This window comes from Oceanobacillus salinisoli (assembly GCF_009733865.1).
Lineage (GTDB): Bacteria > Bacillota > Bacilli > Bacillales > Amphibacillaceae > Oceanobacillus > Oceanobacillus salinisoli.
Genome location: NZ_WOFB01000011.1, coordinates 62,277 through 78,281 on the forward strand (window position 1 = coordinate 62,277; position 16,005 = coordinate 78,281).

General features: G+C 33.4%; 11 protein-coding genes. All 11 read right to left on the reverse strand.

Going from position 1 to position 16,005, the window contains the following annotated elements; translation table 11 throughout:
• Nucleotides 1–547: 547 nt before the first annotated feature.
• The 11 genes from GMJ66_RS08345 to GMJ66_RS08395 all read right to left on the reverse strand — a co-directional run bounded on the left by GMJ66_RS08345 (nt 548) and on the right by GMJ66_RS08395 (nt 15,989).
• Entirely contained in the window at nt 548–934 is a 387-nt protein-coding gene (locus GMJ66_RS08345) for a hypothetical protein (RefSeq protein ID WP_156289863.1), read from the reverse strand.
• Nucleotides 935–2,419: 1,485 nt separating this feature from the next.
• Nucleotides 2,420–2,653: a hypothetical protein gene (locus GMJ66_RS08350; RefSeq protein ID WP_156289864.1), complete on the reverse strand. Its 234-nt coding sequence runs from the start codon at nt 2,651–2,653 to the stop codon at nt 2,420–2,422.
• Nucleotides 2,654–2,751: 98 nt separating this feature from the next.
• Nucleotides 2,752–4,041 (reverse strand): hypothetical protein, encoded by a 1,290-nt coding sequence (locus GMJ66_RS08355; RefSeq protein WP_231514878.1) that lies wholly within the window; start codon nt 4,039–4,041, stop codon nt 2,752–2,754.
• Between the two features lie 284 nt (nt 4,042–4,325).
• Nucleotides 4,326–7,232 (reverse strand): DEAD/DEAH box helicase, encoded by a 2,907-nt coding sequence (locus tag GMJ66_RS08360; RefSeq protein WP_156289866.1) that lies wholly within the window; start codon nt 7,230–7,232, stop codon nt 4,326–4,328.
• 72 nt (nt 7,233–7,304) lie between these two features.
• The gene (locus tag GMJ66_RS08365; protein ID WP_156289867.1) at nt 7,305–8,330 is read right to left on the reverse strand and encodes a restriction endonuclease; all 1,026 of its coding nucleotides are present in this window, start codon (nt 8,328–8,330) and stop codon (nt 7,305–7,307) included.
• Nucleotides 8,331–8,452: 122 nt separating this feature from the next.
• Nucleotides 8,453–8,866 carry a DUF2513 domain-containing protein gene (locus GMJ66_RS08370; protein WP_156289868.1) on the reverse strand — a complete coding sequence of 138 codons (414 nt, stop codon included), beginning with the start codon at nt 8,864–8,866 and terminating at the stop codon, nt 8,453–8,455.
• Between the two features lie 191 nt (nt 8,867–9,057).
• On the reverse strand, nt 9,058–9,207 hold the full coding sequence (locus tag GMJ66_RS08375) for a hypothetical protein (protein ID WP_156289869.1): 150 nt from the start codon (nt 9,205–9,207) through the stop codon (nt 9,058–9,060).
• Nucleotides 9,208–9,349: 142 nt separating this feature from the next.
• Nucleotides 9,350–12,601 carry a type I restriction endonuclease subunit R gene (locus GMJ66_RS08380; protein WP_156289870.1) on the reverse strand — a complete coding sequence of 1,084 codons (3,252 nt, stop codon included), beginning with the start codon at nt 12,599–12,601 and terminating at the stop codon, nt 9,350–9,352.
• Nucleotides 12,602–12,648: 47 nt separating this feature from the next.
• The gene (locus GMJ66_RS08385; protein ID WP_156289871.1) at nt 12,649–13,872 is read right to left on the reverse strand and encodes a restriction endonuclease subunit S; all 1,224 of its coding nucleotides are present in this window, start codon (nt 13,870–13,872) and stop codon (nt 12,649–12,651) included.
• On the reverse strand, nt 13,862–15,379 hold the full coding sequence (locus tag GMJ66_RS08390; protein ID WP_156289872.1) for a class I SAM-dependent DNA methyltransferase: 1,518 nt from the start codon (nt 15,377–15,379) through the stop codon (nt 13,862–13,864). The genes GMJ66_RS08385 and GMJ66_RS08390 overlap by 11 nt, the downstream gene beginning before the upstream one ends.
• Nucleotides 15,380–15,395: 16 nt before the next feature.
• Nucleotides 15,396–15,989 (reverse strand): helix-turn-helix domain-containing protein, encoded by a 594-nt coding sequence (locus tag GMJ66_RS08395; protein WP_156289873.1) that lies wholly within the window; start codon nt 15,987–15,989, stop codon nt 15,396–15,398.
• Between the last annotated feature and the right edge of the window lie 16 nt (nt 15,990–16,005).

Here is a 16,005-nt window from a genome sequence, read left to right on the forward strand (position 1 = left end):
TTTTTGTAAGGAAAGTATTAAGGTAAGCACCAAGTACCAACGTAAAAATTGATACAACCCAAATGTTCTCACCAATCCAAGTAACTATCTCTTTATATCTTACCCCTTTCTTCCAGTTTCCTATATTAAGGCTTTAGGCTCTGTTTATCTAGCTCATTGCACTTTTTTCTGTATAACAACGCATTTCTATTTGTGCTAGAGACAAGCCCCATAGCACCTATTGAAGGGAGTCAACCTCTCTTGGGTGAGTATGGTGTTATGTGAAGTCATTGTCATCCCTAATTTGCTTAAACACTCTTCTATAATCTTCTTTTGTCATGAACCTTGGCGGTACTGTCTTCTTCTCTAGGGCCTTGTCCCATATAGTTGTCAATTCATCAAGTGTGATTAATTCACATTCAAGCATTCTATTAGAATATCTTGTTATCACATTTGCTAGCAACGCATAACACATTGCAACTGGCTGCGGCAGCATTAATAGTGTATTACTATATTCCTTTTCATAAACAAGAAATTCTCCCTTCCTTAACATGTATGAATATGCTAGTCACCTATAGGTTCTATGATTTAATTTTGATAAATCCCGATATAAATTCCTATAGGCTTGGGCTACAGTCTCACCAGCTGTATTAGATACGTAATTTCGAAACACTCTATTTGGAATAACCTTGTTATCATACCAGCTTTTCAAGTTCTTCTCTTTATCCTTATCCGAGCTTGAAAAATATGTTGCTAAATCTATCGCCTCAACGACATCTCTAAATAATCTACAAGCCAATCTATGTTGTTTGGTATCTATTAATTCGAGGCAATCATTTATTGTTTCTATACCATCAACAAAAAGCATCCATATAGCCTTTTGATCCGTCCTATCATCTCTTGGATACATCCCGTTTCTCTTCATTAAATAAGAAAATAAATCACTTATTAACACTCAGGCTTCTCTTGAAAACTGTTCTTGGGCTTCGTATTCATATGGATTTTCATATGCTTCTTGAGGGGAACGTCCCCAAATAAAGCTTGTCATAATGATTTCATCCTTTTTGAAAGATTTCATTTAATGTCGCCACATACATTCATGAAGATAATCAGCGTTGGTAAACGGATCCGAAACTGTTAAAAATGATTCTCGTAGTCAATCAGATGTGTTATTGACGTGAAATCATAATTTCATATCCTCTTAGAGTATTGATGTTTTTATTTTGATTCCTTTATCTTTTCTTTGATTAATTCTTTAGTATTTCTAACGATCCATATATTTGTTCTTTCATTATATGTCATTATATAATTGGGCAATCCTTTAGCAGTTAACTTATCCCTTTCCTTTGGTTGCTGTTGTGTACTCTTCAGGTAAAGGAGAATTTTATCTAGGGCTTCCGATAATCCTTCATCTGAGTATATTCCATTAAATCTGAAATTGTAAAGATTGTTATTTATCTTAATTTCAATTCCAAACGTTACTTCCTTATCCTGAGCACCATTTTTTGTTACTTTGTAATACTTTTTACCTCGAACTTTTTAAAAGGAATGCAAGATAACAAATTTTATACTATCCCATGTGGAATTAACGATAACTCCTGATACTAAAACCCAAAGCTAAAGAAGAATTGATAATGAATGAATATACATTAACAAAGTCGTCAATCGAGGCCATAATGGTTCCATTTCTATCTTCTGACTGAAAATCAATTCCTATTTCATTTAACTTTGATTTTATTATAGATAAGTCACTTTCTCCTAATGGTCCAGACAAATAAGTCAATCAATTTTATATTGTAAGTTATTAATTTTTTTCATATACAATTCCCCACGGAAAATTATGGTTTTACTCTACCGCTCTTGCAAGCCCCTCATTCTTTGACTCAGAGCAAAATCAATAGATATTGTTATGTATCGGTCAGTCAGTCTTCACTAAACAAAACTTTAACGACTTACTTTTAAGCTTCTATAAAAACTTTTATCACCTTTATGTAGTATTTTACTTGACTGGACAATTGTTTTATCCTTATCGGTAAATAAGCCTTCAAAACCTCCTCAAAGGGGTGCCTTTGTTTTGAGAACCCATGGGGCCAGACCCTTTTCTTCTTGAATTCTATTAAGTCTAGACAAGTAAAGTCCCTCCCTCTTATTTTAAAAAATTTTCAAAGCAAATGTAATACTCATTAAATTTGACTCTATTTAACATATGCTCAACATGGTTATTTAAAAGGCAACAAACAACATTGGAACTTACATTATCCAATGCTACTTTTAGATTTTACCAAGAATACTACTTGCAGCACATTAACTCTAATGTTTCAATCAAATAGCAATTTTTTCTAAGGGGAAATTATAGCTTCAACATTTTCTTCAACTCTCCCAGTCATTCAAAGATCATCTATACTTGTAACCTGCATCTCAATCGTTTTATCTGTTTCTACTACTCCCCAAACTGGATATCCACTTCATCCTCTTGTTTTGGATTTGATTTAATAGAAAAAATACTAATAGAGCTTACTAAAGCAACCAATAAGTAATTTTGAATTGAATTGGCAAGGATTTGATTATTTGAAAAGTCAATTCCATTTGTTTTTCCAGATAAATAGCCGCCTACTATTGCGATTAAAAAAAAACTGTTATGATGAACCAGGCAAGTCCCATTTTCTAAAATCAATAGTCAACATTCACTATTGTAATAAAAGTGTGGCTCTAAAGTATCAGGCGTTTACATTCAAAGTTATATCTTACTATTATTTTTATTAGTAGCTTGTCTTAAAGAATTTCATGAAGCTTTCTTATTTCATCTATTACACTACAAAAATTAGTTTCTATATTTTTCTCTCTTATCTTTTTCCTCTTAGCCTCTATTTCAACCGTTTTTAACGTTTCCAGTTCATCTAATAATCCCTTTTTATCAAAAAAATCAGTAGTATCTAAATCTGAAAACGGAATATACTCATTCGTCTTTCTATGCATTAGAATCCCCTTGATGTTGAAAAGCCCGATTAACTCCTTTAATTTTTTATCATGAGATAAGAAAAGAGGAATAAAGTGAGAAGAATCTTTGTTTGCATTAATTTGAAATTCCATAACTCTAGGAACCATGAAATCCCACGCTATATTCCCTATTTTATCTAATAGTTCTTTTGAAGTAATAGGTTTACCTCCTTTATTTATTTTATTTAACATTGATACCGATTTTCTATCCTCAAAATATCTGAATGCAATGACCATTTCCCTTTCATAAAATATACCTACTCTATTAATTACATATTCAAAAAGTTTTTTCATTTTGTTTTTCGGACTGGAATTACTACCGAATTGAATTTGCCAGATACCAATTAACAGTAGGGTTATACTTTGATGCTTATTGGTAAACAAACTTAACACTTCATTAGCTATAAGGTTTCCATTATAAAATAGACTAATGATTTCATCAGTATTTTGTTTTGCTTCATTTTTACTTATTGTAAACTCTACCTTATTATAGTCAACGTACTGTTCTTGATTTATATTCTTAAACAATTCTACATAATATAAATTCTCGTACAGTGCAAGGTGCTTAGCATTTGAAACCGTAAATGTATTTTCTCCGGATGAAAATATATTCATATAATTTTCCAATAAATAAAAAGTAATATCATAGTTAAAATTACTTTTTAACAATATATCTAGTGTTTTAAAAGTACTTTCCTCTAATAGATTTGAATTTTCTATTCCACTCAAGAACCTTTTTATATAACTGGTGTAGTTTGTATCTAGCATTATTGAATGGTCATATAATATCTGTACGCCTGAGTTACTCAGCATTGAAGTTATTATATCGGTATCAATAGAAAAGATTTTCTCACTCATAAAGTATGGAACAAAGTCAGTGTTATTTTGATTAAGTATGTCTACAAGCCCAGGTGGATAGACAACACTTTTATTGTATTTATCAGATGAAGCAATTAACCTATAATCCTTTGTTATTTCATCATACCTGCTCCAATTTGATATATATTCAAATGGCTCAGTAGAATGAATTAGGCTATAAAGGAAATTTCCCAAACTCACAAACATCAACTCCTTATCTCAAATTATCCGTTAGCCTACTAAGTTATGCCTTGATTATTTTAAGGCAAAAAACAGCATTAGGAAATCCCACTTAATGCTGCTTTTCAAAATAACTCATATTAAGTGTTTAATAGGGGGGAACGGTCTCTCTTGGTATGCATTATATAAAAAACTCCCCAGTCCACGTAAACCAGTAAGTAACATCCAATTTCCCTCTCCACTTGTTTGGTTTTTCATACATAACATCCTTAATTTTTTCAACTAAAGCAAAAAGATACCTTTTTAAATGATTACTTACTTCCCCAAATTTCAAGCTGCTTAACTTTACCAGAATTGGAGATATAATATTTTGTAGCTGCTAATACTTCCTGTATCTTATCAGGCATATATGTATCTTTACTTATCGAAGGTTGAACAATGACAACTTTACCTATAATTTGCTTATCTTGACTTCGTAGTTCTTTTTTAAATTCATCATAATCACCGCGTATAAAGATACAATGTTTTGATTTTCTTCTTTCCTCAATCTTTTTTAATAAAATTGATTTTGTTTTAAGCCAAATAATGGATTTTATAGCTTGTCCTGCTACTTCATAAATATCATTTACATCACTATTATAATTGGCTGCAGACATTTTCTTTACATGAAAAAGGGTAATTTCATACGACGTTTTATTTTCTAATACAGTTATATAATCAGCTATTTCACCTTTAGAATGGTCGTATATGATATACTTCAAGGTGCTATCAGTCAATAAAATTTCTCTCAAAGATGTTTGAATAGATTTTTCATCCGGATGATATCTTGGATCATTTACTTCTACCTTAATATCAGTACCGTATTCCTCAATCCAATCAATTGGAACTATATTATCATTACTAAATACCATTGCATCTGGATTTCCTTCACTTTGTTCAATCCCGGTTATCATTACATCATCTGTAGTGCGAAAAACTAGTGGATGATTATTAAGGTATTCTGATAATTTAATTTGTTTATGTCCATCTGAAACCAAGATTTTATTTGAATCAGAAGAATAATTAGAATTAACGTCACATACTATTACTTCTTCAGTATCGTCTACTTTCAATAAAAGTCTTACTTCATCTGCTTTCACATTTAAAATCCTTATAGAAACATCTAATAAAATACCTTGCACTTCTTTATTATCTGAAAAATAAATAGTAGGTGGGTTAACATATGTTTTCCATGAGAAATCAGAAATAAATATATTAGACGGATATGAAACCAATCTACTTGGTACAGGTAAATAGTCATAATTTGTATTCGTCTTTACTACAATTCCACTATTTGATATCTTTGACCCATTATAATCACACCATTTTATATAATCTCTTATAGATGCATAGGTACTACTCCACATTTTTGATCCACTACTATATCCTATAGTAATTTCACTTTCATCAGTTAAAGCTTTGCAAAAGACGTGTCCAGCTGAATATAATTTTCCAGTACTAGGATCAATAGATTGACTTACATCAACACCGGCTGAAATTCTATATGACTCACCTGAATCGTTATAACGATTTTGCATACCAGAATTAAAGATTTCAAATTCACGTAAATTACCAAGTACTCTGTTCATTTCATGTTTAGGTATTTTTTCATAATATGAACAGAATGAATTAGCTATTCCCTCATAAACAATTTCACTCTTAATCTGCGAATAAATAAATAGTAAGTTTGTTTCCCTTTGATAGTGAACTAAGTATAATAGATTCTCAACATCCTTTACACCTTCTCCAATAAACCATTTTGGCGAGGTGTGATCCTTTCCTATTGCAACAATAGTATTGTCTTTTTCATTTAAAAACGGACCATATTCAATTTTGCAAGCGTCAGGAAATTTAGCAGAACTATTAAACCCAAACGCTTTATAGATCTTTGCATGGCAATTTAGCCTAACACCATGCAAAGAAAAATCATCAATCTTTTCCACCCTATTTTCGTTGACGTTATGATAATCACCAATATACTCCTTTATAGATTCCTCCTCAGAAATTTTACTTTCACTCATGTCAATAATCATGTCCTGCCAAACTGAGTCACTAGTATAAAGAGCTTGGTTTTCTATAATTAACTCACTGTCATTCATTGCAATAAATTTTGCAGCACCAATATTTTCTGCATTAGTTCTTGCAAATCTACCAATAAATTGTAAAGTACTTGCTAAAGATTTATGCGGAGCATGAATAGCAGCAATTTTTAAATTTGGAAAATCAAACCCTTCTCCTAGCATATCTACGCAAATTATTCCATCTAATTTTTTTCCTCTTAAATCTTTTATACATTTCATTACCGTTGAATTAGCCATAGAACTATCAACTCTTTTTAATTTTAATGTTGTATTATCACTATACAACCTCTCTAACTCTTTTGCGTGCTTTTTAGAATTGGTTCTTACCATTAAATAATGATCTAAACCTTTTTCTCTATCTAATAAAAATACTTCCTCTGCCTTTTTTGCAATCAATTTATCCTTTTCGAAGTACTCCTCAATAGGTATATATTGTACTTCACCAAATATACCTTCTTTATAAGCTAAGGAAAGTGGATAATTATATATTATTTCGCCTTTAATCTCCCGATTATCCATCCTAAATGGTGTAGCAGTAAATAAAATTTGCCTAGCATGTTTCATATTAATAAGTATTTGTTGCCAAGTTTTTGCTGGTACATGGTGGGCTTCGTCTATTAACACTAAATCAATCTCTTTATTTATGTTGGTATCTTTAGTTAGAGACAAAGCACAAGCTGGTGTTGCTATAATAACTTGAACAGATTCGATGTCATCAATCATATCTTCACTAAGTAAATGTTTCATCTCATATACATTAGGCTTTAAAAGTTTATCATTAAATACATTTGCTTTAATAAGGGTTTTTAGTTGACTGAAGTCTTCAGTAATTTGCCCTCTAACCATTTTACTAGGAGTAACAACAAGAACCTTCTTTGCCTCTAACACATACGGTGTCATCATCAACACAGCAGTTTTGCCTGATCCCGTTGGCATAACTATAATTGCAGCATTAGAATTACTAATAGTAAAAAAGGAAGAAATAGAATGAATAGCACCTATTTGGGCATTTCTAAGTCCGTGATTTTTTTGTGACTCTCTAGGATAGTTAAGGTATTTGTATCTTTCTGGAAAATATGTATCAGATATTTTCTCCATATTAATAGAACCCCCTTTCCAATAAAAAAAATCATCTGTGAATGTAGTTTAATAACAAAGGTTTCATTAGTGTCAATCAACTTCACTATCCAACATCCAAACTCTTTTAATAGGAATCTCTTTCTTAATTTCTTCGCTAAGCTTTTCATAGTTCTCAAAAATTTGTTGAATAATGGTTTTGGAGTCCCAAAGACGGACCTTGAAAAACTGTTTAGGAATTTCTTTCGTAACAGATGATTTAAAACCGCTCCATGAAACTAGCAATCCAAAGTCTGCACTATAATTGCTCATAGTTCCTATTAATTGGTCTAATGTAGGCCTGTCAAGAGGCGTATCCGATGTCTTTACTTGAACACAAATTCTTGGATCTCCAAATCCCAATGTACTAGAAGCTGCTAATATATCTACACCGTGATCCGCGCCTTCTGGACTTCTGTATGTTGTAAATCCTTTAGCTTTCAAAATTTCCTCAACCAGATTTTCCATCTTATGCCCCTTAAAGCGTTGAATAATTCTCTCTGAAATTTGATCATAAATATACTCTTCTAAATCAATTGAAACTGTTTCTTCATTCTCCTCAACTAGTTCCTTAACATTTTTATTTTTTGGTACATGCCAATTATTGTCACGCATTTCTCTTATACGTTCTTCTGCATTATTTCTATGTATTTTGCATACCGTCATAAAAGCACCTAATGAGTATAAAATATCCTGTTCAAAACGATCCCTTGGTATATCTTTTGCAATCCACTTCACATTGCGATAATGATAGTACGGGCTTCCAAGTGATTCATCATACACGTAATCACCAGAAACCTCACCAATATGTATTGTTCGATTAAACTTTGAAGGTAAGACTACTAAATTACCTTTTTCCATTGCATGTGCAATTGGCCAAATTTGTGAAGCCCAGTTGATTGCTGTTTTTTCTTTATCTAAATCATAATGCTCGATTAGTCGTTTATATAGTGTTTCCTTTGATTCAATTTCTTTTAAATCTATACTAAGATCATCCCAAGTAAGATAGACTCTTTCATCATCTAGAAACTTGTTTTCAAATTCCCCTTGTTTTCCAGCACGAAATAACCAAACTGTCATAATAAATCTCCACCCTTTCTAAATCCTTAGCGATTTAATAAAAAGTATCAACCATCCATAAAAGTTCTTTTTCCAAATCTTTTCTATAGGTGACTGACATTTGTTTAATAAGATACTGGTATTTAATGTAAGAGAGGAAAAAGACGATAATCAATTAATGATAAGCCCAATTTATTTTTTAAATATGAAGCACCAATATCTAGAAGAGTTGATAGTGAAACACTTGAAAATTTTGATGCAGCTTTTTTCGTTTCCCTCCATACTATATCATCACGTACTGTATCTAAAAATGTATGACCATCATAGGTTAATGAACTAATTGCTATGTGAGCATTACCGTCATAATAAAAATCGAAGTTACCATTAATGAAACCTGCTTCGTTAAGTTTTTGAGCAGTGTAGATTACTGTATCTCCATCGTATTCTTTTAATTCTGGTAACACTAGTATTTTATCATGATCAAGATGTTCATTTAAGTTAGTATGTTTTTCTACCGCCAAAAGTAAATCTCTAACACAATCGTGGTTAAGTTCCATACCTCTTACCCCTTTTTTGAAATCTTATAAAGATACACAGCTTGTTCTCAAGAAATCTATAAGGTTGAAAAAATTATATCGGATAAATAAATGTAGCAAAGGGACAAATCTTATATAGCAATAAGTATTAATATAGCCCCTTTGCTTTTTAACTTTTCTAACCAAATAAAATATCACCTTACTTTGTACAATTAGTTCTTACAACCATTTTTGTCACAAGTAATTTTGGAACTAGTATTTACCCAATGACTAGAATTTTCCTTCGTATTAAATCCGCAACCAGTGCTTCCACCTTTTGTCCCACTATGCACAATTCCAGTTGGTATATGTTTAACAGCCATCTTTATCACCTCCTTAAATTACTAATTTTATAGTTTGAGATTATCTGTCCTATAACATAGGAACAGTCACTCACATACACAAAAATGCCAGTTATCCATAAAAGTTCATTCAAATAACTTCTAAGATGACTGACATTTGCTGTTATAATCTATATTCACCTTTTGATTCTGCTGCTTGCTGTATATCCCAATCCCCTACTTCTGTATGCTCCGCCATCAACTCCGCTTGATGCATTACTGTTTCCAATGCCTTTTTCGCTTGATCTGGTGGATAATCGTACTTCTTCAATAACCTTTTAATAATTCTTCGCATTCCAGCTCGTGCGCTCTTACGAACATGCCAATCAATAGTCATGTTACGTCTTACTGCCTGCGTAAGTTCATTTGCTATTTTCAGTAATACTTCATCTTCCATTAACTCTTTTACAACGGATTCTGATGTTAGAGCATCATAGAAGGCTATTTCATCATCGTTTAACCCTAAATTTTCTTCCTCTTGCCGTGCTTTTTTCATATCATTCGCCATTTGGATTAATTCTTCCATTACTTCAGCGTTAGTAATTGCTTGGTTTTTGTATTTATTTAAGGACTGTTTCAGCTTTTCCGAGTATTTCTTGGATTTAACAAGGTTTCGTTTTTCCATCGTTTTGATGTTGCCTTCTAGTAATTTTTTAAGCAATTCAACTGCTAAGTTTTTATGCTCATATGTTCGAACCTCTTTTAAGAACTCTTCCGATAAAATGGATACATCTGGATGTTTCAGTCCCATTACTTCAAATACATCTACCGCTTCTTCAGAAATAATAGAGCGCTCAAGTAACTGACTAACTCGTGCTTCTACTTCTTTTTTCGATTTACGTTTCGGTTGTTTTTCCTGAAGTTTATTAAGACTTGCTTTTACTGCCTTAAAATAACTAACTTCAAGTGCTACAGTTTTACCTTCTTCAGTCGCTGCACATAGTGAATGGGCCTTGGCTAATTCTGTTGCAGTCTGTTTAAATTCTTTTTGTTCCTTTTCGTTCTTACCGAAAATAACGTTCATACCACCAGTAATGGCACGAATACGTCCCGCTTGTGATGAACTCATATAAGCCGAGTAATCATAACCGTGCATCATATTTTGCAAGATTTCCAATTTCTCTTTCATCACAGCAACAGCAGCTGACGTATCAATACCTGTAGTTTTCTTATCGCTGTCTGTGTATTGATTTAAAGCCTTTTTCAAACTTTCTAATATTCCTATATAGTCAACAACTACACCGCCTGATTTGTCCTTAAACACACGGTTAACTCGTGCAATCGCCTGCATTAAATTGTGGCCTTGCATTGGTTTATCGATATACATCGTATGCATAGAAGGAACGTCGAATCCGGTTAGCCACATATCACGAACAATAACAATTTTTAATTCATCACTGTTATCTTTCATTCGTTTAGCTAATAAGTCTCGGCGTTTTTTTCCACCAATGTGTGCTTGTAAAGCATCTTCATCTCCTGCGCTACCAGTCATAACTACTTTTATTTTCCCTATGTCATCGTCATCAGAATGCCAATCTGGTCGAATCTTAACAATCTCATCGTATAGTGCAACACATATACGACGACTCATACAGACAACCATTGCTTTCCCATCAATTGTTTTAGCTTTTTCTTCGTAATGGTTGACGATGTCTTTTGCTAACTTCTTAATCCGACTAGGTGAACCAACAATCGCTTCAAGCCTAGACCATTTGGATTTATATTTTTCACGAGTGGATTCTTCTTGATCTTCCGTAATCTCTTCAAACTCCTCATCAATTCTGGCTAATTCTTCTTCATTGGCTTCTAAACGAATGATCCGATTTTCATAATAAATTCGAACTGTCGCTTCATCTTCCACCGCTCGTGTCATATCATATATATCAATATAGTTACCGAAAACAGCTGGTGTTGACTTGTCCTCTAACTCAATTGGTGTTCCAGTAAAACCGATAAAAGAAGCATTTGGAAGTGCGTCGCGTAAATATTTTGCATATCCATATTTTACGTCACCTGTTTTTGTATTTGTCTTTGCAGATAATCCATATTGGCTACGGTGCGCCTCATCAGCAATAATAATGACATTTTTTCGATCAGTCAGAACTGGCATTTCGCCTTCCTCTTCTGGCTTAAATTTTTGGATGGTCGTAAAGATAATACCACCTGATTGTCGCTCATTTAGAAGGTCATACAGTCCGTTTATTTCTTTCGCCTTCTCATTGGCCTGCTGTTTTTTTTGATCATCACTAAGCTTGCGAACATCTGCTTGTTTCGGTGCTTGTCTTAATATATCCTGTGATTTAGAAAAAGTAGAATATAGTTGATCGTCTAAATCATTACGGTCTGTAATTACGACAATGGTTGGATTATTTAGCTGATTAATAAGTTGGCCTGTATAGAAAACCATTGAAAAACTTTTTCCTGATCCTTGTGTATGCCAAATAACACCGATTTTGCAGTCTCCATTTTCACTTGTTGCTGTTTTTGTATGTTCCACAGCCTTTTTCACAGCAAAATATTGGTGGTAGGCAGCCATGATTTTTGCAATCGACTTCTTATCCCCGATTTTCTTACCATTTTCATCTCGTTCCTCTTCGTGAGATTCTTGAAAAAGAATAAAATTCTGGATAATATCAATTAATCGTTCTTTTGAAAGCATACCTCGCAACATGACCTCATATTGCGGAACTTCCAAAGGTTCAATCTTTTCGCCATCCACAGAACGCCAATTCATAAAACGTTCTTGATTGGCCGTAATGGTCCCCGCTTTCGCATTAATTCCATCTGATAAAATACAAAATGCATTATAGTAGAATAAGGATGGGATATCGCGTTTATATGTTTGTATCTGTGCGTAGGCATTATCTATACTCACATTTTCATCAGAAGCAGATTTTAGCTCGATGACAACAAAAGGAATACCGTTAATGAATAGGATTAAATCTGGGCGACGCTCTTCTTTTTCAACAATAGTAAATTGATTGACTACAAGAAATTCATTATTAGATGGTTCTTCAAAGTCTATTAAGAAAGCTTTCATTGAGCGATTTTGCCCATCTTTGTGGAATGATACATCAATTCCCTCTGTTATCAATTTGTGAAAATAGCGGTTATTTTCTTCTAGGCTTGGACTGTTAAACGCAATAATTTGGCGGAACGCTTCTTCTAAAGCTTCATGTGGTAAATGCCTATTATTTTTAAATAATGCATCTTTCACACGGTCTTCTAGGATTACTGTACGATAATCCTTCCTTTCAGGTCGATCCCCGTCTGAACTAATTTCAGGTCCGAAAACATATTCGTAACCAAGCTCTCGAAGTATTTCAATGGCTGCTTCTTCTAACCTATCTTCGGTGAAATTTTCTAGAAAGCTCATTCGCCTCTCTCCTTTCTAAATGGGATTTATTTACTACATCTGTTCATTTAAAACTCATTATCTAAAGGCACACGAATTTCTCCAGACATTAGTTTTGGTAGAAGTGTATCACGAATTGACGTAAGAGCTTTATTTTCATTACTGTTATTTCTAATAATTGAAAATTGATAATCCATTACACTAGAGAATTGCTTTATAAGGTCTGTATTTTCAGGTATTATAACAAGTAAACTTTTTAGGTTCTTTTGATTTATTTTAAGTTGAACTGCTCCAGTAACTGCAGAGCTTACTTTTGTATTTTTTAGTACCATATAGACAAACTCATCTGAATAATCATCTTTACCTTTAATCACGTGAGCATGGTTGTTTACCCAAAATTTCCCCCAAACATATTGTAGTATCGGATAACCTAGATCATCGACTACAGTTCCATCTTCACCTAACAATACGTATATACCATCAAATATATAGTCATCAACATAATCCATTAAAGATGACGCTCCATAATAAGGGTATATCTTCTCTCTTTTATCTCTTTCATTTTTGGATAAAGGAATTCTCTTTGAATCAAAAAGATCGATTAATTCATCTAACTTAGTTACTTTCCAATCTTTAGGTATCATCCCCAACTCACTTTCAATCATTTCTCCGCCACTAGATTTGTATGGCTCTCCATTTTCATTCGGAAACTCAAAATCAACAAACCAATGTTTAAACAACGCTTGAGCCATTTCTTCCAGCTTTTCATTGATTTTATTGTTTGTTTCCTTTTTGTCGTCTAAGGTCGAGAGGATGTTTGCTATAGACTTTTGTTCATTTAATAGTGGAATTGATATCTTTGTTTTTTCTATTACATCTTTTTGCGCCCGTTGACGACCCGAAGTACCAGTCATTGATTTTATGGCAATATTTCTTAATTTATCAGATATTGATAAATAATATATAAAATCATTATATGACTTCTCTGGTATTTCTCGCATAACTATGAATTCAGTAGATCCAAAAGCTACTTCATCCTGATCTAAAATATCAACCTGCGCAGTTTTTCCATTCTCAAGACAGGGAGTTATTCGTGCTAGTAGAGTATCTCCATTTCTAAATTTTGTTCCACTTTTAAATTCAGAATACTCATACCCAGTAATTTTCCTTTGAAATTCAGAGAGCTTATCCATTCCAATCTTTTTTGCTATTGTTCCTTTTTTTAAACTTTCTCTAGGATTAAATAAAATAACTTCATTGAGGGATACTTCTTTCCAATCGTTAAATGTCAAAGCCAATCCCCCCTAAATTCTTAGTAATCTCTTCTTCCAATCGGTGGGATTTATCAAATAACTCTCTTAATTCTCCAGTAAGAGTCTCCATCTTTTCTTCAAACGGAATTCCATCATCCTCAACATCAACTAATCCAACATAACGGCCGGGAGTTAGCACATATTCATTCTCACGAACATCATCTAGAGTTGCTGATTTACAGAAACCTTTAATATCTTCATACTCACCGTCTGGTTTACGCCAGTTACGGTAGGTTCCTGCAATTTTTTGAATATCTTCTTCCGTTAATTCACGTAAGCGACGGTCAACCATTTGTCCCATGTTTCGAGCATCAATAAATAAAATTTCATTTTCACGACTTTGGTAGGTCGGATGATTTTTCTTATTGCGGTTTAAAATCCATAATGAAACAGGAATACCAGTTGAATAGAACAACTTATCAGGTAAAGCAACAATAGCATCAACTAAATCAGCCTCTAATAAACTTTTACGTATTTCCCCTTCATTGGAAGTGTTAGAGCTTAATGAACCATTCGCTAAGACAATTCCTGCTGTACCATTTGGTGCAAGGTGATAGACCATATGTTGAAGCCATGCATAGTTGGCATTTCCATTTGGTGGAGTACCATATTTCCAACGCACATCATCTACTAAATCATTTCCTCCCCAGTCACTGATATTAAAAGGAGGATTGGCCAAGATATAGTCAGCCTTTAACGTTTTATGCAAGTCATTATGGAATGTATCCGCATGATGTTCGCCGATGTTTCCTTCGAGGCCACGGATAGCAAGGTTCATCTTACAAAGTTTCCAAGTTGTTGAATTCAATTCTTGACCGTAAATAGATAGGTTCTCAATATTTCCTTGTCGACTTTCAACGAACTTTTCACTTTGGACAAACATACCGCCACTACCACAAGCAGGGTCATAGATTCGCCCCTCATAGGGTTCAATCATTTCAACCAAAGTTTTTACGACACTTTGCGGGGTGTAGAACTCTCCCCCGCCTTTTCCTTCTGCACTTGCAAATTTACCAAGGAAGTATTCATACACACGGCCAAGTAAATCCTTCTCTTCTTTACTGTGTAGTTTTATTGTAGAAATTAGGTCAATCAATTCCCCTAAACGACGTTTATCAAGCTCTGGACGTGCATAACGTTTATCTAACACCCCTCTAAGGGATGGGTTTTCCTTTTCAATCTCAATCATCGCTTCATCGATATATTGACCAATCTTTGGGTCCTTTGCGTGATCTTTAATAAAGCCCCAACGTGCTTGTTTCGGCACCCAGAAGATGTTTTCGTATGTATACTCGTCACGATCTTCTTCAAATCCATCTCCTTCTTCGAGTAACTCATTATATTTGGTTTCAAATTTATCAGAAATGTATTTTAAGAATATCAATCCTAATGCAACGTGTTTATATTCCGAGGCATCCATACTACCTCGTAATTTATCTGCTGCTTTCCAAAGTGTTTCTTCAAATCCAATCTTTGCTGTTTCCATGTTCTAAAACTCCTTCTTAGTAGTTGTGGTCATCTAATACTTCAAATAATTCACTCTCAAATTCATCCTGTTCGGGACCTGTAGACACCCAATTAGGTAACACTTCTAAATAATGCGCCAATCCTTCAATTGTCTTATGGAAAGTTGGTTCATGCTGCACTTTATCTAAAAGCTCCAAAACTAACTTAAATGTATCTAAATAAGGTTGGTGTTCCGTTTTATTTATCATATTCCGGAACTTTTCAATAAGCTTGGCTTTTTCAATATCATGCTCAATTTGATTTATTTCCTCTTTGTCATAAACCGGGACTTCAACTAGATCATTCTCTTCTCCAATTAAGAATTGTTCTTCATGTTTCATTATAACAGGCTGTAGATCTCGTTTTAGCTTTTCCTTTTGGATTTCCAGCTTCTCCAATTCGGTTAATTCCTTAGAAAAGTATTTATCCTCTATACCAAAAATATTCTCTAAAGTAGGTAGATGCTTTTTAGAGATATTTTGCCTCCCTTTAATCCATAGATTAATATTTTGCTTTTTGATACCAAGCTTTTCAGCTAGTTCAATATGCTGCATCCCATAAAGATCTAAGATGTATTCTAGACCGATCAATTGATCACCTGCCTCT

Coding starts and splice junctions, on each gene's coding strand:
- GMJ66_RS08370 (WP_156289868.1), bottom strand. CDS start 8,866: ATGGAACTTAACCACGATTGTGTTAGAGATTTACTTTTGGCGGTAGAA.
- GMJ66_RS08355 (WP_231514878.1), bottom strand. CDS start 4,041: ATGTTTGTGAGTTTGGGAAATTTCCTTTATAGCCTAATTCATTCTACT.
- GMJ66_RS08390 (WP_156289872.1), bottom strand. CDS start 15,379: ATGGAAACAGCAAAGATTGGATTTGAAGAAACACTTTGGAAAGCAGCA.
- GMJ66_RS08365 (WP_156289867.1), bottom strand. CDS start 8,330: ATGACAGTTTGGTTATTTCGTGCTGGAAAACAAGGGGAATTTGAAAAC.
- GMJ66_RS08380 (WP_156289870.1), bottom strand. CDS start 12,601: ATGAGCTTTCTAGAAAATTTCACCGAAGATAGGTTAGAAGAAGCAGCC.
- GMJ66_RS08375 (WP_156289869.1), bottom strand. CDS start 9,207: ATGGCTGTTAAACATATACCAACTGGAATTGTGCATAGTGGGACAAAA.
- GMJ66_RS08360 (WP_156289866.1), bottom strand. CDS start 7,232: ATGGAGAAAATATCTGATACATATTTTCCAGAAAGATACAAATACCTT.